Origin of the sequence: Arthrobacter sp. AZCC_0090, assembly GCF_014207375.1 — a bacterium.
Taxonomy (GTDB): Bacteria; Actinomycetota; Actinomycetes; order Actinomycetales; family Micrococcaceae; genus Arthrobacter.
In genome coordinates, this window is record NZ_JACHEE010000010.1 from 1 (window position 1) to 18,077 (window position 18,077).

Below are 18,077 nucleotides of genomic sequence, written 5' to 3' on the forward strand. Positions count from 1 at the left end.
CGGGGCCTGAACCATTTAAACCACCCCCCCTACACACCCGGGCACCCAGCCCCCGGGCACCCGCCCCGCCGGAAGGCGCCATAAGCGAGCGGGCGTCGGGCAGGAAGGTCCCGGGACCCGGCAGAGGTGAGCGGGCGTTTAGCCCGAGAAGAAGTCGGAGAGCTCGGCGATGAGTTTGTCCGGAGCCCGGATTACTCCGTCGTGGCCGTGGCCGGAGAGGATGGTGTAGCTCGATCCGGACAGGACGTCGTGGATCTGGCCGCACGCCACCCCGAAGTATGCCGGGCTCTTTTCGCCCACTACAATGAGCGTCTCCAGCGGCAACTCCAGGAACGGCTCTGCGGGCATGTCCGCGGCAATGACTGCCTTGATCTCACGCACGCCGGCCTGCATGAGCTCACGCATTTGTTTACCCATGGGGGTGCCCGACGTCAGCTTGTTGACGAGGGTCAGCATGGAGAGCGGCATCCTCGCGAAGGCGCCCTCGGTTTCGACGCCCTTCACCAATACTGCGAGTCCGCGGTCAAAGTCTCCGGCCGCCGTCGCGCGCTCGTATTCGCTCGTCCAGTCGGCCTTCACGCTGTGGTTGACAGAAACTGCGGGGTCATAGACCGCCAAGCGTTCCACAGGCAGCGTTCGTGCCGCGTGCAGCGCCACTGCACCCCCGAAGCTGTGCCCGAAAACGTCGGTGCTTGACGTGTGCTTCATGATCTCGGCAAGATCCCTGATGTCCACGTCGAGCGTGTAATCCTTGGGCTGCGGCGACGATTCGCCGCGGCCCCGGCGGTTGAAAGTGTGGACCGGGCGGCCGAGGGCGGCGCTGAGCTTCTGGGCAAACCTGGAGTAGTCTGCGGCGGTCACCATTGAGGCGGGCACGACGACGACGCCGGAGCCGCCAGCGGCCAGCCCACCACCCGTCGTGAAGAGCTCGAGGGTTCCGCCGTCGGCTGTTGTGATGTTCTCGCGCGTCATGCTTCGAGCCTAACGGAGCCGCCGGGTTCCGTCAGTCCTTGAAATAGCTGGAAATGTCCGCCACAAGTTCCTTGACCGCTGCTGGGACGGACCCGTGAAAGCCTTTCGGCGATACCACGAGCGTGCTTCCAGGGACGGCCGCGTACAGTCGCTCGGCGGTGACCTTGTAGTACTTGGGGCTCTTGCTACCCACCATGAACCGTGTGTTTCGAGGAAGTACAGAGAAGTCCCGGGGGTGTGCAGCTTCGTCGTAGGCGGCTTTGAGTTCGCCGACGCCCGTTGGCATGAGTTCCCTGAGGACCTTGTTCACCTTCGTGTGGGAGACGAGGGCCATGAGCCCGGCCAGGATGGGTTCCGGGATCCGGGCCAAGGCGGTGCCGGGCTGCATGCCCTTCTTCATCCGCGCCATGGCACGTCCCACATTTCCGCTATCCACAGATTGCGCAAAGCCGTCCAACCAACCCGTGTCCATACTGCCGTCGATGTTGACCGCGGCATCGTAGACGGCAAGTTTGTTCGGTTCGTAGTTTGTTCCCGCAAACTCCTGCGCGGCGTTCAGTGCCACGGATCCGCCGAGGCTGTGGCCGAGGATGTTCCTCGCGCCCGTCGCGTCCGTGATGGTGCGGACGTCCGCGATCTCCGTGGCCATGGAGTAGTTTGCGGGTAGCTCCGTTGAGCTGCCCCGGCCCCTGCGGTCGTAGACGTCAACTGCCCACCCTTCGCCGAGCCCGCTGGCTAGGGCCATGGAAAATGGCCGATAGATGAGTGCGGTCAGGAATGCACCGCCAATGAGCAGCACGCGACGTTCTCCGGGAGCGTCCACCGAGCCGTAACTGTACAAGGCGAGCTTGCCGCCGTCGGGCGTGGGGACCTCACGTTCTCTCACCGTTTCATCCTAGGGCGACGCCGGCGTCGCCCGTCCCTTGGGCCAGGTAGCGGGCGATTTTCGCCGCGAGATGCTTCCCCGGCCGGAGGGGGCCTTCATGGAACTGCAGGGGGACTATCGCGAAGTCCACCACCGGGACGGCGGCGGCAAGCTGCCGCCCGGTTTCGGCGAAGTACGCCGGGCTCCAGCCGCCACTGAGCATCAGGGTTGGGGTTTCCAACTTCGCATAGTCCTGTATGTGTGAGTCGGCGTCGATGATCACGCGCATCTCTGACACAGCCGTCGGCAACAAGTCCCTCATCTCGGCTCCCAACCTGGTCTTGGCCGAGAGGATGCTGAGCACCCGCAGCGCTCCGAGCGGCAAATAGGAAATCGGCCCGGCCGTGGCCAGCCCTTGGACCAAATGCGCCCATGCATGGTCGAGCTGACCCGCAGTGACGGCCTCTTCCAATTGCGGTCGCCAGCGCCCGTTCAGGTTGCCGGACAGGGAAACCGCGGCGTCGTAAGTGACGATCCGGGAGATGGGCGCGCGCAAGGCTGCCTGGAGCGCCACGAATCCGCCATAGCTATGCCCGACAACATCCGTGGAGCCACTCGCCTCCATCACGGCAAGCAGATCGCTGGTCTCTGTCGCGGCGGAGTAGTCAGGCGGCTGCGGTGCCGAGCGGCCGCGGCCGCGCCGGTTGTATGAATGCACCGGCCGGCCAAGCAGGATGCTGAGGTTCCTCGCGAAGGGCCAGTAGAGGGAGTCGGTCACCAAGGTGCCGTGTACAAGTAGGACGCCGGGTCCCTCCGCCGCGCTCGGAGCGCCGGGAATGGAGGCCCCGGCCGCGGGACGGAAGGAATGCACCTCAAGGTGGCCGCCGTCGTCGTCCGTCTTAACTGTCCACGTCTCCACAGCCCGAGTCTATGTCGGCCGCCGCCGGGAGCGAGGGTAGGTAACTCTGGGGAATTCCGGTAGGGAACTCCAAGGAATCCCCGGTAAACTTGGGGATTGTGACTTCCGTAAACACCCCAGCCCAGCACAACGCCGCAGAGCCCGCCGACGCCAGCGAACAGATGCGTATCCGCATGGAAAAGCGCAGCAAGCTGATCGAGCGTGGCGCCGAGGCATACCCTGTGGGTGTTGAGCGGACGCATTCCCTTGCCGAGATCCGCGAGAAGTACGCCCACCTCCAGGCTGACGAAACCACCGGCGACACCGTGGGCGTCACCGGCCGTGTCGTGTTCGTGCGCAATACCGGCAAGCTCTGCTTCGCCACCATCCAGGAAGGCGGGGCAGACGGAAAAGGCGTCCGCCTGCAGGCCATGCTCAGCCTGGCTAACGTCGGCGAGGAGACCCTCGCGGACTGGAAGGCGCTGGTGGACCTCGGAGACCACGTTTTCATTAAGGGCGAGGTCATTTCATCCCGCCGGGGCGAGCTGTCCGTCATGGCCGACTCTTGGTCCATGGCCTCCAAGGCTTTGCGCCCGCTGCCGGTGCTACACGCTGAACTGAACGAGGAAACTCGCGTCAGGCAGCGCTACGTGGACCTGATGGTCCGCGATGAAGCCCGGGAAATGGTCTACACCCGTGCTGCGATCACTCGCTCGGTGCGCGACACTTTGGACCGCCATGGCTATGTGGAGGTGGAGACCCCCATCCTGCAGCTCGTCCACGGCGGCGCTACAGCCCGTCCGTTCGAGACGCACATGAATGCGTTCGACCAGAAGATGACGTTGCGCATCGCCACTGAGCTCTTCCTCAAGCGCGCGGTGGTGGGCGGAATTGACCGCGTTTACGACATGGGCCGCGTCTTCCGCAACGAAGGCGTCGATTCCACCCACAGCCCGGAATTCACCACCTTGGAATGCTATGAGGCGTGGGCAGACCAATTCGTCATGGCCGATCGCATGAAGGAAATCATCCTCAACGTCGCCGACGTCGTGGGTACCCGCACCATCCAGACGGACGCCGGAGAGATCGACCTCGACGGCGAATGGGCCTGGGTCGCTGTCTATCCGGGACTCTCCGAGGCGATTGGCGAGGAGATTACGCCCGAGACCACGGTGGCGGAGCTGCTGGCGATTGCCGCTAAGCACGAAGTCAAGGTGGATCCCAAGTGGGAGGCCGAAAAGCTGGTGGTCGAACTGTTCGGCGAGATCGTCGAGCCCACGCTGCTCAACCCCACCTTCGTCTACAACTACCCGCCCTCCGCGCAGCCCCTCGCCCGCCCGCATCGGGAGGACGGCCGCTTGATCGAGGCTTGGGACCTCATCATCGGTGGCATGGAACGCGGCACGGCCTTCTCAGAGCTGATCGACCCCGTCATCCAGCGCGAACGACTCACCGAGCAGTCGCGCCGTTCGGCTGCCGGCGACGTTGAAGCCATGCAGCTGGACGAGGACTTCCTCAGAGCCCTTGAGTACGGTGCTCCGCCCATGGGCGGCATCGGCTTGGGCATCGACCGTTTGGTCATGCTGTTCACCGGAGCAGGTATCCGGGAAACCATCTTGTTCCCACTCCTCAAGCCCGAAGGGCACTGACCATGGAATACATTGCCGTTCTTGCGCCGTCCGTCGTTGTCGGGCTTCTCTTTTGGTTTGCCATGAAGGCTATCTTCAACGCGGACAAATCGGAGCGCCAAGCAGAAGCCCGAGCCCAGGAAGAAGCCGGTTTCGGAATTGCGAACCCGGCGGGCGAGGTTCAACGCCTGTCAAATAGCTCTTTCCCGCGGCCTTCCCCAAAGATTTAATAGTGTCTTTGGCGATGTCTTTGACGATGTGCCATGTCCTGGACTTATAATCTTTAATAAGTAGTCCAGCTATTCTGCATATCCGACCCCTCCAAAAGAGAGTCTTTTCATGGCACAGAAAGTCAAAATTATCCTCGTTGACGACCTGGATGAGGGCGCCGCGGATGAAACTGTCCGCTTCGGCCTTGACGGAGTCAGTTACGAAATGGACCTGTCCAGTGCCAACGCTGCCAAGCTGCGGGACGCTCTGGGACCGTTTGTGGCCAAAGCGCGCAAAACCTCCACTGGTCGTGCAACGCGCAGCCGCGTTGCCGCAGGGAGAAACCAGGACTCTGCACAGATCCGTCAATGGGCGCGCGAGAACGGTTATACCGTAAACAGCCGAGGCCGCATTCAGGCCGAAATTCAGGAAGCCTACCAGAAGGCAAATTCCTGACACCAAGTATCAATACCCCGGCCCTTGGGCCGGGGTATTGTCATTTCAGCGTCCGTTTCGCGGGTTACCCGTGTCGATTGGCAGTACGGCGGCACTATTCATCTGAAGGCTTGGAGCCGTCTGGGAATATTCGGTATGTAGTCACTACGTTTGCTGAGAAGAACGACGGCGGGTGGCCCGGCTCGTGAGGGCGGCGGCGGCGCCGCACGAGGCCGCGGAACATCCGGAGTTTGGTTCCCAACGCCGCGCCAAGGACCCTTCACGGCGTGAGTGGACTTATTCCCGGTGCGGCCATGTTTCCCCTGTGGCGAACACGCCCCAAAATTCCTGCGTTGCCACGTAGCATCAAAGTACGTCGTAGCTAGGAGTGTGGCGAAATGTTTGAGAGATTTACGGACCGTGCCCGTCGCGTTGTTGTGCTTGCCCAGGAAGAGGCACGCATGCTCAACCACAACTACATCGGTACCGAGCACATCCTCTTGGGTCTGATCCACGAGGGTGAAGGCGTTGCCGCCAAGGCGCTTGAGTCCCTGAGCATTTCGCTCGATGGCGTCCGCGAGCAGGTACAGGAGATCATCGGCCAGGGCCAGCAGGCTCCGTCCGGTCACATCCCCTTCACCCCGCGCGCCAAGAAGGTACTTGAGCTTTCGCTCCGGGAAGCCCTGCAGCTCGGCCACAACTACATCGGTACCGAGCACATCCTGCTGGGCCTCATCCGTGAGGGCGAAGGCGTTGCCGCGCAGGTGCTTGTCAAGCTTGGAGCCGACCTCAACCGGGTCCGCCAGCAGGTCATCCAGCTGCTCTCCGGCTACCAGGGCAAGGAAGCCGCGGGCCCCGGCTCGGGACCTGGTCAGCAGGAAGGCACTCCCGCCGGTTCGGTGGTGCTGGACCAGTTTGGCCGCAACCTCACCCAGGCTGCGCGCGAAAACAAGCTTGATCCTGTGATCGGCCGTGAGCTGGAGATGGAACGCGTCATGCAGGTCCTCTCTCGGCGCACCAAGAACAACCCCGTCCTGATCGGTGAGCCCGGCGTCGGCAAGACCGCCGTCGTCGAAGGCCTTGCCCAGGCGATCGTCCGCGGGGACGTCCCGGAGACCATCAAGGATAAGCAGCTGTACACGCTCGACCTCGGTTCCCTCGTGGCCGGTTCCCGCTACCGCGGTGACTTCGAAGAGCGCCTGAAGAAGGTCCTCAAGGAAATCCGCACCCGCGGCGACATCATCCTCTTCATCGATGAGATCCACACCCTCGTGGGCGCCGGTGCGGCCGAAGGTGCCATCGATGCCGCGTCCATCCTGAAGCCGATGCTTGCCCGCGGTGAACTCCAGACCATCGGTGCCACCACCCTGGACGAGTACCGCAAGCACATTGAGAAGGACGCAGCTCTGGAACGCCGCTTCCAGCCGATCCAGGTCAAAGAACCTTCCGTCGCGCATGCGATCGAGATCCTCAAGGGCCTGCGTGACCGTTACGAGGCGCACCACCGCGTGACCATCACGGACGGTGCCCTTGCCTCCGCGGCAACGCTGGCCGAGCGCTACATTTCGGACCGTTTCCTTCCGGACAAGGCGATCGACCTGATCGACGAAGCCGGTGCTCGCCTGCGCATCCGCCGCATGACGGCGCCGCCGGAGCTCAAGGCCATGGATGAGCGCATCGCCGAGGTCAAGATGGAGAAGGAATCCGCCATCGACGCCCAGGACTTCGAAGGCGCCGCGTCGTTGCGCGACAAGGAGCAGAAGCTCATTGCCGAGCGTGCCGAGAAGGAACGCAACTGGAAGTCTGGCGGCATGGACGATATTTCCGAGGTGGACGAAGACCTGATCGCCGAAGTTCTCGCGAACTCCACCGGCATCCCTGTCTTCAAGCTGACCGAGGAAGAATCCAGCCGCCTGCTGAAGATGGAAGACGAGCTGCACAAGCGGGTCGTCGGTCAGGATGAGGCCATCCGTGCTCTCTCCCAGGCCATCCGCCGCACCCGTGCAGGCCTCAAGGACCCCAAGCGTCCGGGCGGTTCGTTCATCTTTGCCGGCCCTACCGGCGTCGGCAAGACCGAACTCGCCAAGGCGCTGGCCGAATTCCTGTTCGGTGAAGAGGACGCCCTCATTACGCTGGACATGTCCGAGTACTCCGAGAAGCACACGGTTTCGCGTCTTTTCGGTGCTCCTCCGGGCTACGTCGGCTACGAAGAGGGCGGGCAGCTGACCGAAAAGGTCCGCCGCCGTCCGTTCTCCGTGGTGTTGTTCGATGAAGTGGAGAAGGCTCATGCCGATCTCTTCAACTCGCTGCTGCAGATCCTGGAAGATGGTCGACTGACCGACTCCCAGGGCCGGGTGGTGGACTTCAAGAACACGGTGATCATCATGACCACCAACCTGGGAACCCGCGATATCTCCAAGAGCGTCGCAACGGGCTTCCAGTCCGGCACGGACACCACCACCGGCTACAACCGGATGCGGGCACGGGTCACCGAAGAGCTCAAGCAGCACTTCCGCCCCGAGTTCCTCAACCGCGTTGACGACGTCGTGGTGTTCCCGCAGCTCACGCAGGACGAGATCATCGAGATCGTTGACCTGTTCGTCACGCGCCTCGAGGCACGCCTCAAGGACAAGGACATGGGCATCGAGCTCACCAAGGCTGCCAAGGTGCTCCTGGCCACGCGTGGCTACGATCCCGCCATGGGTGCCCGGCCGCTGCGCCGCACCATCCAGCGCGAGATCGAGGACCAGCTCTCCGAGAAGATCCTTTTCGGTGAACTGCACACCGGCGACATCGTGGTGGTCGACGTGGACGGCGAAGGCGACGACGCCAAGTTCACCTTCGCCGGCAATGCCAAGCCGCGCATTCCGGAAATCGCTCCGAGCGCCTAAGCCCCGAGCGCCTCAGTTCCGACTCGATAGCCCCGCCCACTCCGCAAGGAGCGGGCGGGGCTTTTGTGTTGCGCAGCTAATTCTGAAAGTACCGTTTCACTCTTAGTGAACCTTTTGTGATCTGGCACACATTAAGTGTTGAATCGGAGCATGGATTCGAATGCCTCAGAGACCCCGAGCACACAACCCGAAACTCCTTTTCCACGATCTGGACCACTACCTTGCCATCCCCCGGGTTGGTGGCCTGGCTCTCAGTCCAGACGGAAGCCGCCTGGTCACCACGGTTTCCACCCTCAACGCCAAGGGCACGGAATACGTCACGGCCCTTTGGGAGCTCGATCCCGTGGGAAAGAAGCACGCACGCCGCATCACGCGCAGCGCCAAGGGCGAGACCGGTGCGGTGTTTGCCGCAAACGGCGACCTCTACTTCACTTCAGCCCGTCCTGACCCGGACAGCCCTGAGGCCGATCCCGTGAGCGCATTGTGGCTCTTGCCTGCCGACGGCGGGGAAGCCCGGGTGGTGCACTCCCGCGCGGGCGGCGTCGGAGGCGTCATGGCTGCGTCGGCCGCCGATGCCACGTTCGTGACGGCCTCGGTCCTGGCTGGTTCCACTGACGAGGAAAGCGACGAGGAGCGCCGCAAGGCCCGGAAGGACAACAAGGTGGCGGCTATCCTGCACACGGGCTATCCGGTTCGCTACTGGGACGCCGATCTCGGCCCAGCCCAGCCTAGGCTGTTTGCTGTGGAAAACGGGGACGTGGCTGAGTCGGGAAAGCCCGCGACCGTGGACGCTATCGCGCCCCTGAAACTGCGCAATCTGACTCCCGACGTCGGTGGCAACCTCCGCAACACCCACGCCGTGGTCAGTCCAGACGGCAAGACGATCTACACGAGCCTGGCCAAGCCGCTCGCGAAGGCGGACACGCGCTTTGTGCTCGCCGCTGTCGATGTCGCATCCGGGTCCCTCAAGGTGCTTTTGGACCAAGAGGGGATGAGCTATTTCCAGGGCCCGGTCAGCCCTGACGGCACCATGCTTGCGGTGGTCAGTGAAAGCGATAGCACTCCAAGGGAGGCGCCCCAGGTCAAGCTGCACCTCTTGAACGTCGCCGCCGGAGAAACCCTTGACCTTGAGCCGCTCGCGCCGGGCTGGGACCGCTGGGGCAGTCCGGCGGCGTGGCTTCCGGATGCGCGCTCGCTCCTCGTCACAGCCGACGACGACGGCGCCACGCCGGTCTTCCGGGTCGGCGTCGCTGACGGTACCGTCACCCGGGTGACGCGTGACGCAGCGGCGTATACCGACGTCGTGGTTTCCCCGGATGGGCTGAGCGCGTTCGCGCTCCGCAGCTCTTACCAATTCCCGGCGGAAGCCGTCCGGATCGACCTCGCCACGGGCGGCGTCGAACGGCTCCCCGCGCCCGCGGAGCGTCCCAACATCAAGGGATCGTTGGAGCGGGTGAAGGCGACCGCGGCGGACGGCTCCCGGGTTCCGGCCTACCTCGCGCTCCCGGAAGGGGCATCGGAGGCGAATCCAGCACCTTTGCTCCTGTGGATCCACGGTGGCCCCTTGGGCTCGTGGAATGCCTGGACCTGGCGGTGGAACCCTTGGCTGCTCGTGTCCAAGGGCTATGCCGTACTGTTGCCCGACCCCGCCCTGTCCACCGGGTACGGCCAGCAATTCATCCAGCGCGGCTGGGGTGAGTGGGGCAAAGCGCCGTTTACGGACCTCATGTCCATTACCGACGCAGTGGTCCGGCGGCCTGACATTGACGAGTCGCGGACGGCCGCCATGGGTGGGTCATTCGGCGGATACATGGCCAACTGGGTGGCCGGGCAGACTGACCGCTTCAAGGCGATCGTGACCCACGCCAGTTTGTGGGCCTTGGACCAGTTCGGCCCCACCACGGACGCTTCGCAGTATTGGCTCAAGGAAATGACCGTAGAGATGGCCATGGAGAACTCGCCCCATCTCCATGTCGGAAAGATCAATACGCCCATGCTCGTGATCCATGGTGACAAGGACTATCGGGTGCCGATCGGCGAAGGCCTGAGGCTTTGGTACGAACTCCTCTCCAGCTCCGGTCTGCCTGCCGATGACAACGGCGAGACCCAGCACCGCTTCCTGTACTTCCCGGACGAGAACCATTGGATCCTGCAGCCGCAGCACGCCAAGGTCTGGTACGGCGTTGTGGAGCACTTCCTGGCCAAGCAGGTACTCGGGCAAGACATCGCCGTTCCTGAGGACCTCGGGCTGTAGTGATGAGGTGCAGGGATGGGGGCGCTAAGGCTTCAGGCCGGGGTCGCCTGAGCGGGCAGGCGGCTCGCTGGACATAGGATGGGGCTGTGACTCCGACGTTCAGTATCCGCCCTGCCCGCACCGGCGATGTTGCCGCGATCAAGAGGCTTGTGGCGCCCTTGGCGGAGCAGCGAATCCTGATGGCCAAGGAGACGGTGGCCTACTATGAGAGCCTTCAGGAGTTCCGGATTGCCGAATCGTGCGACGGTGAGGTGATCGGTTGCGGGGCCTTGCACGTTATGTGGGAGGACCTGGCCGAGGTGCGCACTCTGGCGGCGGACGACGATTGGCGCGGCAAGGGCGTGGGCCACGTCCTTGTTCAGCAGCTCCTGGAGGACGCCCGCGCCTTGGGCGTTGCGCGGGTTTTCTGCCTGACTTTCGAAGTGGACTTCTTCAAGCGCCACGGATTCGAAGTCATGGAGGACCAAACAGCAGTGGACCCCCAGGTCTACTCGGAATTGCTCCGTTCCCATGACGAAGGCATAGCTGAGTTCCTCGATCTGGCGCGGGTTAAGCCCAACACCCTGGGCAATACCCGAATGATCAAGATCCTCTAGCTCCGGTTTCTTCTCCCCGGTCCCTGAATAGCTGGCCATCGAGTCTTTACGTATATCAACTTGATGGATAAACTAATCGAGGCTCGGTTGCGGCGAGCCAACCATACTGTGGAGGCGAAAATGAAATACCACGTTATGTTTCCAGACTTTTCAGGTTTCCAGATAGACATACCGCGCCCTGGCTCCACACCGGAGTCGCGCAAGCGCGGGACGGGTGGCTGCATGCGGGAAGCGTGTGCGGATCTCTGGCCGGACCCGTTGGCCACGGGCGTAACGGCCCAGGACCCCAGCACCGGCCGATTGAAGGCCGGCGGGCCGCCGCACTAACCAGGCGCAAACCAGAACCTTTGAGAAGGGACAGCCATTGGGGGCTGTCCCTTCTGTGTTCTCCGGCGCGGCTTTCCACATACGGAACCGTTCCCCTACCGTGCCCGGGGCGCTGGTAGTAGGGTCAAATCACCTACCAGCAACGCCCAGGAGCGAGTCATGAAAAAGCTCATCAACGATCCCCGTTCGGTGGTGGACGAGTCCGTCGAAGGATTTGGCATGGCTCATGCCGACCTCGTGGACGTCCACACGGATCCCATCTTCGTCGTCCGAAAAGGTGCGCCGGTGGCCGGCAAGGTGGCGCTTGTGTCGGGAGGCGGAAGCGGTCATGAGCCGCTTCATGCCGGTTTTGTGGGTCACGGGATGCTCGACGCCGCCGTGCCGGGTGCCGTCTTCACCTCGCCTACGCCTGACCAGATCATTCCCGCCACTGCGGCAGTCGATTCTGGGGCCGGCGTCATACACATCGTGAAGAACTACACCGGTGACGTCCTGAACTTCGAGACCGCGGCAGAGATGGCCCAAGCCGAAGGAATCAGCGTCCGAACTGTTCTCGTCAACGACGACGTCGCGGTGGAGGATTCGCTGTACACCGCAGGCCGGCGCGGCGTGGGAGGCACTGTGCTGGTGGAAAAGATTGCTGGGGCGGCCGCCGAACGCGGGGACTCGCTGGACGCCGTCGCCGGTGTGGCAGAAGGGGTTGTCCGCAATGTGCGCACTATGGGCGTGGCCTTGTCCGGCTGCACCGTGCCCCATGCCGGGGTGCCCAGCTTCGAGCTTGCTGACGACGAGATTGAAATCGGGATAGGCATTCACGGTGAGCCTGGCAGGCACCGGATCGCGATGGAGGGCGCCGACGCCATCACTAGCCGCTTGTTGGATCCCGTCCTTGAAGACCTGGCGATCCGGGCCGGTGAAGAAGTGCTGCTCTTCGTCAACGGAATGGGTGGCACGCCCCTCAGCGAGCTGTACATCGTTTACCGGCGGGCGGCCCAGATCCTCGCCGAAAGAGGAGCCAAAGTGGAACGCTCGCTAGTGGGCAACTACGTCACGTCGCTTGAGATGCAGGGCTGCTCCATATCCGTGCTGCGGCTCGATGACGAACTGACTTCCCTGTGGGATGCACCTGTCCACACTCCTGCCCTGCGTTGGGGGATGTGACTGTGGGTCTGGGGGTCGACTGGGCGGTTCAATGGTTGACGCTCTCCGCACGGCTCATGTCCGAGCATCGTGAGGAGCTGATCGCGTTGGACCGTGCGATTGGGGACTCGGACCACGGCGAAAACATGGACCGCGGATTCCAGGCGGTCATGGAGAAGATCGCCCAGACTCCACCGGAAACACCCGGTGCCGCACTGAAGCTGGCCGCGATGGCCCTGATGTCCAAGGTGGGTGGGGCGGCCGGTCCGTTGTACGGAACCGCATATCTGCGGGCCGCGACGGCACTGGGAGAAAGCACAGAGATTGATGCTGTGGCGCTCGCCGGGGCGTTGACCGCGGCACGTGACGGAATTGTTGCCCGCGGCAAGGCGGAGCTAGGAGACAAGACCATGGTGGATGCGTGGTCCCCTGCCGTGGAAGCCGCGGATGAGGTCCTGGCCGTTGGTGGAGATGCGGTAGCGGTGCTGGCTGCCGCGGCCGAGGCCGCCGAAGTGGGAGCCGTGACAACAGATCCCCTCGTAGCCCGCAAGGGCCGCGCCAGCTACCTCGGTGAACGCAGCGCCGGCCACCGTGATCCCGGAGCCGCGTCTTCGGCCCTGTTGTTGCGCGCAGCAGCTACCGCTGCGGGATTCCCCGAGGGGTCCGCTGAATGACGGTGGGCTTGGTGGTGGTCTCGCACAGCCGGAAGATCGCGGAAGGCGCAGTGGAATTGGCCGCTCAGATGGCGCCCGATGTGAAGTTCTACCCCGTTGGTGGCACGGACGATGGACGGGTTGGCACGGATCTGGAGAAAACAATAGCGGCATTCGAGGCCGGACTTGCCGAGGCCTCGGGGGACGGGCTGGTGGTGCTGACGGACCTCGGCTCCGCAGTCATGACGGCGGAATCGGCACTGGAGTTCTGCAGTGAGCCGGATAGGGTTCTTCTTGCCGACGCTCCCTTGGTGGAAGGCCTCGTTGCCGCCGCGGTTGCCACCCAAGGTGGTGCCCTGGCCGCCACGGTGAAGGCCGCCGCGGAATCGGTTCGATTCGGACCCCAGCCCACGTTAAACGCCGCGGGGCCGGTCCAATCCCAGGGCAGGGGTGAACCGGCGGAAAGCGAGGAATTCGAACTCATCAATCCCATGGGAATGCACGCCAGGCCCGCGGCGAAAATTGCGGGTGGACTGGCTGGCCTGGACGTCGAGGCAACGGTGAACGGCGTCGATGGCACATCAATCATGGAACTTATGAGCCTTGCCGTGGGTCAGGGCGGCAAGCTCAGGGTGGAAGCCTGGGGCAAAGACGCATCCAAAGCCGTGAATTACGTCCGACGGCTTGTGGAACAGGGCTTTGGGGAGATCTGAGGGGGCTGAGGGAGAGGGGCTAAGGGGTGGTTTCGTGGGTCTTTGAGTGGCTCTGAAGTTCAGGCCTGTCGCAGGCCGTTGGCGTCCAACAGGAGGCTGGCTGTGATGACGGTCTGACACTGCTCGCCCCAGGGTTTGGCGCTCTTTGGCGTGAAGTCCAATGTCCTGGCAGGCAAGGTTCCGCCGCTTGCGTCTGAGCCGGTCACCTCGGCATTGATGGGAGAAGCCGTCAATGTCCCCATGTTCAGGAATCCGTAGCTCGTACCATCCGGGGACGAGACGGCCGAACATGCCGCCCCAGGTTCGGGGACGCAGGTTACGGGGATTGACGCACTTCCTGGGCGCAACTCCAGATCGGCCTCACGGCATTTCCCGTCTTGGCATGCTTTCAAATGGACGGTTTTGACCATCGGCGCGTACTCTGCCGCAACGGTCAGAGACACCACCGGGGCCATGGCAATTGCCGGGCAGACGGTCACTTGAGGTTGGCATCCCGAACCGAGCGCCGCCGTCGTGATCAAAGCGATCGCGGCCCAGAACCTTCGCATAATTGAGGATATTCCCGCGGAGAGGTGCCCGGAACGCCATGCCGGCAACTGGCAGGCACATCGTTACCGACATCTACGGACCGTTGCAGCTCCGCGACCTCAAAGCGTTCCGCGACCCACGGCCGGGCCTCTGGCACTCAGACCGCAAGGCCTTTGGCCGTTCGAAAAGCAGTAGGGTTCTGGGCATGACTGAACTGGGCATGACTGAACCCGCGGACGTGCATGCCACCCGCGCCGCCTATGACACGGTAGCTGCCGACTACGCCGAACTCCTGCGCGACGAGCTCGCGTCCAAGCCGTTTGACCGGGCCATGCTCGACACGTTTGCCGAACTCGTGGAGGCGGCTGGAGGAGGGGCAGTTGCAGACGTCGGTTGCGGTCCCGGGCGCATCACGGCGCACTTGCAATCCCTTGGCTTGGCGGCTTTCGGCGTCGACCTGTCGCCGGAGATGGTGGCAGTAGCCCGCCGGGATCACCCCGGCCTGCAGTTTACCGAAGGGTCGATGGAGGCCCTGGACCTGGCGGACGGCGCGTTGGGTGGCATTGTCGCCTGGTATTCGATTATCCATACACCGCCGGCACGGTTGCCCGGGGTGTTCGCCCAATTCCATCGGACCCTCGGGGACGGCGGACTGCTCCTGCTTGCGTTTCAGGCGGGCGACGAACCCCGGCACCTGGATTTCGCCTACGGCCACGAGATCGACCTCGATGCCTACCGCTTGCCACCTGAACGTATCGCGGAACTCCTGCGTCAGGCAGGGCTCGTTGTGGAGGCGCAGCTAGTCCGCGAACCAGACGACAGGTACGAGAAAACCCCGCAGGCCTTCCTTCTGGCCCGCAAGCCAACCCGCGTCTGAAGGAAGCAGCATGGCGGAAACAGCGAAATGGAACCTCACGCCGGGAGCCGCAGCCCGCCGTCGTGCACCTCGGCCAGACCGTCGCGCAGGAGTCCCTCGAGAGCGCGTTCCAGTTGCTCAGGGGCCGAGTTCAAGCGGTGGAGGGCGGCAAGTGGCACCTCGGCGCCGTCGGCGGCAAAGCCAAGGTCAGCTGCGGGACGCTCGAACAGTTCCCGTGCCACGGGCGAAGCGGCCACACGCAACACGGCCATGACCGCGCCCCGGAGCTGCCGGTCCGTGCCGTGCCACGCCTGGCCTTTGGGCGTGTATGTCGGCGGCGGCTCGCCCGCGGTAAGCCATGCGCAGGACTCGCGAACCGGGCAGTCTGAGCACTTGGGGGAGCGGGCCGTGCACACCAGCGCACCGAGTTCCATGACGGAAGCGTTCCACCGGACGGAGAGCCGTACGTCGTTGGGCATGAGCGATTCGGCGAGGCGCATCTCGGACGCAGTGAGCGACGGCGCTGGCAGCGCCAATCCCGAAACGAGCCGTGCATGCACGCGCCGGATGTTCGTATCCACCACGGTTTCGCGCCGCCCAAAGGCAAAAGCGGCTACCGCCGCGGCTGTGTAGTCGCCGACGCCGGGAAGGCTCAGCAGCGCGCTATGCGTGTCCGGCACGTTTCCGCCATGCTGTTCCACCATCGCGACGGCGGCCGCGTGGAGCCTCAGCGCGCGGCGGGGATAACCGAGCCTGCCCCAATGCCGCACGGCCTCGCCCGAAGCCTCCCTCGCGAGATCCGCAGGTTGAGGCCAGCGCTCCATCCAGTCTTCCCACACTGGCAGGACGCGAACCACAGGGGTCTGCTGCAGCATCACCTCGCTGACCAGGATTCCCCACGGGCTGCAGTCCGGCGACCGCCACGGCAACACCCGGGCCTTCTCAGAGAACCAACGGCCGATGGACAGGTGCAAGTCCGTGAGGTGATGGGTGCCGGCAAGTTCAGCGGCGCCTGGCAGTGACATGGGGATCCTCGCTGCGGTTCGTGGCGGGCCCTGATAGCGGCCGATTCCTGCCATCAACTGTAATGGAGCCGGCCAGGGATGACGGACGTCATACTGGCTCCGATCAGGCCCCGGCGGCGTGGTGCGACGCCATCCCGGGCTGGTGTTGCCTAGCCTAGAAGAATGGTCAACAGGGGCAAGCAACCGCCGAGGGCGCGCACGTCGCCGTCGGCAAAAAGCCCTGCCCGGACCGCAGGCGCAAGCCGTTCAAAGAATGCAGGGCGACCTCAAAGGCGCCGGCCGAGCCCCGCCGTTTACCGCCGTCGGAGACTGGTAGTTTTTGGTGCCTTGCTAGTGATCTTGGCGATGCTCGTGGCCGGGGCTGTGGCCGTGAGTTCCTCCCTTGCAAGCAAGGCTGATTCCGGTGCGTCCAAGAACGATGCCAGTGGAGCTGTTCCGGCGGTCCAAACCCCTTCGTCGGCCCCGGTTGCGGCCGCCGCGACCCCCTCTGCGACCCCGGTCTGCGACCTCAACCTCGTGACCGTAACCGCATCCACGGACCAGGCCGTCTATGCAGCTGGGCAGAACCCGTTGCTGAGCATGAAGATCACCAACGGCGGAGCGGCTCCGTGCCAGGTCAACGTTGGCACGTCCCAGATGGAGTTCCTGGTGATGAGCGGCGACGACCGGATTTTCTCTTCGAAGGACTGCCAAGCGAAGAGCGAGGACCTCGTGAAGCAGATTGATCCGGGCAAGAGCGAGATGGCCAACTTCTCGTGGCAACGCAACAGGACGTCGGAAGGCTGCGGCGTGGTCTCGGCAAAGCCGGCCAACGGCACGTACACGTTCAAGGCCACCCTGGGAAACAAAGTGAGCACCAAGGCCATCTTCCAGCTCGGCTAACGCGAGCCGGTGGGTGGGACGCTAGAGGAACCGGTCCAGCAGGCTGGCCTCGGCCATGCGGCTGAGCCCTTCGCGGACGGTCCTGGCGCGCTGGTCGCCGATGCCGTCCACGGTCATGAGATCGTCGATGGTGGCCGCCATGAGGTTCTGGAGGCCCCCGAAATGCTCCACCAAACGGTCGGCCACCGCTTTCGGAACCGACTTCAGCCCTGACAGGAGACGGTAGCCCCGCGGCTGCACACCGGCGTCGAGCACATCCATGCCCCCGGCGAAACCGATGATGCCCGCAATCTTGCCAAGGTCAATCAGCTCCGTCGGGCCAAGATCCAGGAGTGCCTGCACCGCGGCGTCGATCTCTTCCGGTGAGGCGTCCGCGCCGGCATAATCGCGAATGATGACGTCGCTGCCCGGGCCACGGCCCATGGTGAGCTCCTCCAACTGAAGGGAGAGCAACCTGCCGTCCTCGCCCAGTTCCAGGACATACTGCGCGATTTCCTCGGCGATGCGCCGGACCATTTCCTGGCGCTGCAGGGTGACTGCCACATCCCGGACGGTAACCATGGCCTCAATCTCGAGGGCCGAGAGGGCGCTGGTGACCTGGTCCAATCGGGCGCTGTAGCGTTCAAGGGTTGCGAGGGCCTGGTTGGCGCGGGCGAGGACCTTCTCGGAACCCTCCAGGACGTGTCGCAGCCCGTTGACGTACAGTGCGATGATCTGCATGGATTGGCTGACCGAAATCACCGGCACCCCGGTCTGGATGGCGACGCGCTCGGCTGTCCGGTGACGCGTGCCTGATTCCTGGGTCTCGATGCTGGAGTCCGGCACAAGCTGGACTGCGGCACGGAGGATGTTCCCGGCGTCCTTGTCGCAGATGATGGCACCGTCCATCTTCGCAAGCTCACGCAAGCGTGTCGGGGAGAAGTCGATGCCGATTTCAAAGCCGCCTGAGCAGATCGACTCGATGGTCCGGTCCGTACCCAGCACGATCAGGGCGCCAGTGCGCCCACGAAGGATGCGTTCCAGGCCGTCGCGCAGCGGCGTTCCGGGGGCCACCCTGCCCAGAGTCGCCTTGAGCGATTCTTCGGGGCTCCGAGCCATAGGTGTTCCCTTCAACGGTGCAAGCAGACGCGCCCGCGATTATGCCGGTTTTCAGCAGTGAGCCGGCAGGATCAAAGTACTAGGTTTCCCGCAAGCTCAATGATAG

Annotated in this window: 16 protein-coding genes and 1 pseudogene; 11 read left to right on the forward strand and 6 right to left on the reverse strand. The window is 63.8% G+C overall.

All coding sequences use genetic code 11. The annotated features are described in order from the left end of the window. Positions 1–138: 138 nt before the first annotated feature. From HNP00_RS15615 to HNP00_RS15625, 3 genes are read right to left on the reverse strand one after another with little or no spacing between them, the layout of a single operon-like run. Positions 139–972 (reverse strand): alpha/beta fold hydrolase, encoded by an 834-nt coding sequence (locus HNP00_RS15615; RefSeq protein WP_184740649.1) that lies wholly within the window; start codon positions 970–972, stop codon positions 139–141. A gap of 31 nt (positions 973–1,003) precedes the next feature. Further along, entirely contained in the window at positions 1,004–1,858 is an 855-nt protein-coding gene (locus HNP00_RS15620; protein WP_184740650.1) for an alpha/beta fold hydrolase, read from the reverse strand. Positions 1,859–1,862: 4 nt separating this feature from the next. After that, positions 1,863–2,756, reverse strand: a complete 894-nt coding sequence (locus tag HNP00_RS15625; RefSeq protein ID WP_184740651.1) for an alpha/beta fold hydrolase — start codon at positions 2,754–2,756, stop codon at positions 1,863–1,865. A 98-nt stretch (positions 2,757–2,854) separates the two neighbouring features. Here HNP00_RS15625 and lysS point away from each other — a divergent pair, with 98 nt between their 5' ends. From lysS to dhaM, 9 genes and pseudogenes are all read left to right on the forward strand, one after another. Continuing rightward, complete coding sequence (lysS, locus tag HNP00_RS15630; RefSeq protein WP_184740652.1) at positions 2,855–4,384, forward strand: lysine--tRNA ligase; 1,530 nt, start codon at positions 2,855–2,857, stop codon at positions 4,382–4,384. Between the two features lie 2 nt (positions 4,385–4,386). Next, a complete protein-coding gene (locus HNP00_RS15635; protein ID WP_184740846.1) occupies positions 4,387–4,593 on the forward strand; it encodes a hypothetical protein in 207 nt (68 codons plus the stop codon). Positions 4,594–4,702: 109 nt separating this feature from the next. Continuing rightward, a complete protein-coding gene (locus HNP00_RS15640; protein WP_184740653.1) occupies positions 4,703–5,029 on the forward strand; it encodes an Lsr2 family protein in 327 nt (108 codons plus the stop codon). A gap of 377 nt (positions 5,030–5,406) precedes the next feature. Next, a complete protein-coding gene (locus HNP00_RS15645) occupies positions 5,407–7,899 on the forward strand; it encodes an ATP-dependent Clp protease ATP-binding subunit (RefSeq protein ID WP_184740654.1) in 2,493 nt (830 codons plus the stop codon). Between the two features lie 150 nt (positions 7,900–8,049). Then, positions 8,050–10,153, forward strand: a pseudogene (locus HNP00_RS15650) (prolyl oligopeptidase family serine peptidase). Positions 10,154–10,239: 86 nt separating this feature from the next. Continuing rightward, positions 10,240–10,749 (forward strand): amino-acid N-acetyltransferase, encoded by a 510-nt coding sequence (locus HNP00_RS15655; RefSeq protein ID WP_184740655.1) that lies wholly within the window; start codon positions 10,240–10,242, stop codon positions 10,747–10,749. Positions 10,750–11,235: 486 nt separating this feature from the next. Further along, positions 11,236–12,237 (forward strand): dihydroxyacetone kinase subunit DhaK, encoded by a 1,002-nt coding sequence (gene dhaK / locus HNP00_RS15660; protein ID WP_184740656.1) that lies wholly within the window; start codon positions 11,236–11,238, stop codon positions 12,235–12,237. A 2-nt stretch (positions 12,238–12,239) separates the two neighbouring features. Continuing rightward, positions 12,240–12,890, forward strand: coding sequence for a dihydroxyacetone kinase subunit DhaL (gene dhaL / locus HNP00_RS15665; RefSeq protein WP_184740657.1), 651 nt, complete (start codon positions 12,240–12,242; stop codon positions 12,888–12,890). Continuing rightward, positions 12,887–13,582, forward strand: a complete 696-nt coding sequence (gene dhaM / locus HNP00_RS15670; RefSeq protein WP_184740658.1) for a dihydroxyacetone kinase phosphoryl donor subunit DhaM — start codon at positions 12,887–12,889, stop codon at positions 13,580–13,582. The genes dhaL and dhaM overlap by 4 nt, the downstream gene beginning before the upstream one ends. 59 nt (positions 13,583–13,641) lie before the next feature. Here dhaM and HNP00_RS23670 read toward each other — a convergent pair whose 3' ends face one another. Then, on the reverse strand, positions 13,642–13,824 hold the full coding sequence (locus tag HNP00_RS23670) for a hypothetical protein (RefSeq protein WP_311770590.1): 183 nt from the start codon (positions 13,822–13,824) through the stop codon (positions 13,642–13,644). A 491-nt stretch (positions 13,825–14,315) separates the two neighbouring features. Between HNP00_RS23670 and HNP00_RS15680 the strand changes: the two genes are divergently transcribed. Beyond that, positions 14,316–14,987 carry a class I SAM-dependent methyltransferase gene (locus tag HNP00_RS15680; protein WP_260405007.1) on the forward strand — a complete coding sequence of 224 codons (672 nt, stop codon included), beginning with the start codon at positions 14,316–14,318 and terminating at the stop codon, positions 14,985–14,987. A gap of 35 nt (positions 14,988–15,022) precedes the next feature. Here HNP00_RS15680 and HNP00_RS15685 read toward each other — a convergent pair whose 3' ends face one another. After that, a complete protein-coding gene (locus HNP00_RS15685; protein ID WP_184740660.1) occupies positions 15,023–15,991 on the reverse strand; it encodes an A/G-specific adenine glycosylase in 969 nt (322 codons plus the stop codon). Between the two features lie 369 nt (positions 15,992–16,360). Here HNP00_RS15685 and HNP00_RS15690 point away from each other — a divergent pair, with 369 nt between their 5' ends. Next, the gene (locus HNP00_RS15690; protein WP_311770591.1) at positions 16,361–16,873 is read left to right on the forward strand and encodes a hypothetical protein; all 513 of its coding nucleotides are present in this window, start codon (positions 16,361–16,363) and stop codon (positions 16,871–16,873) included. A 21-nt stretch (positions 16,874–16,894) separates the two neighbouring features. Here the strand turns inward: HNP00_RS15690 and disA are convergent, their stop codons facing one another. Continuing rightward, complete coding sequence (gene disA, locus HNP00_RS15695; RefSeq protein ID WP_184740662.1) at positions 16,895–17,971, reverse strand: DNA integrity scanning diadenylate cyclase DisA; 1,077 nt, start codon at positions 17,969–17,971, stop codon at positions 16,895–16,897. Between the last annotated feature and the right edge of the window lie 106 nt (positions 17,972–18,077).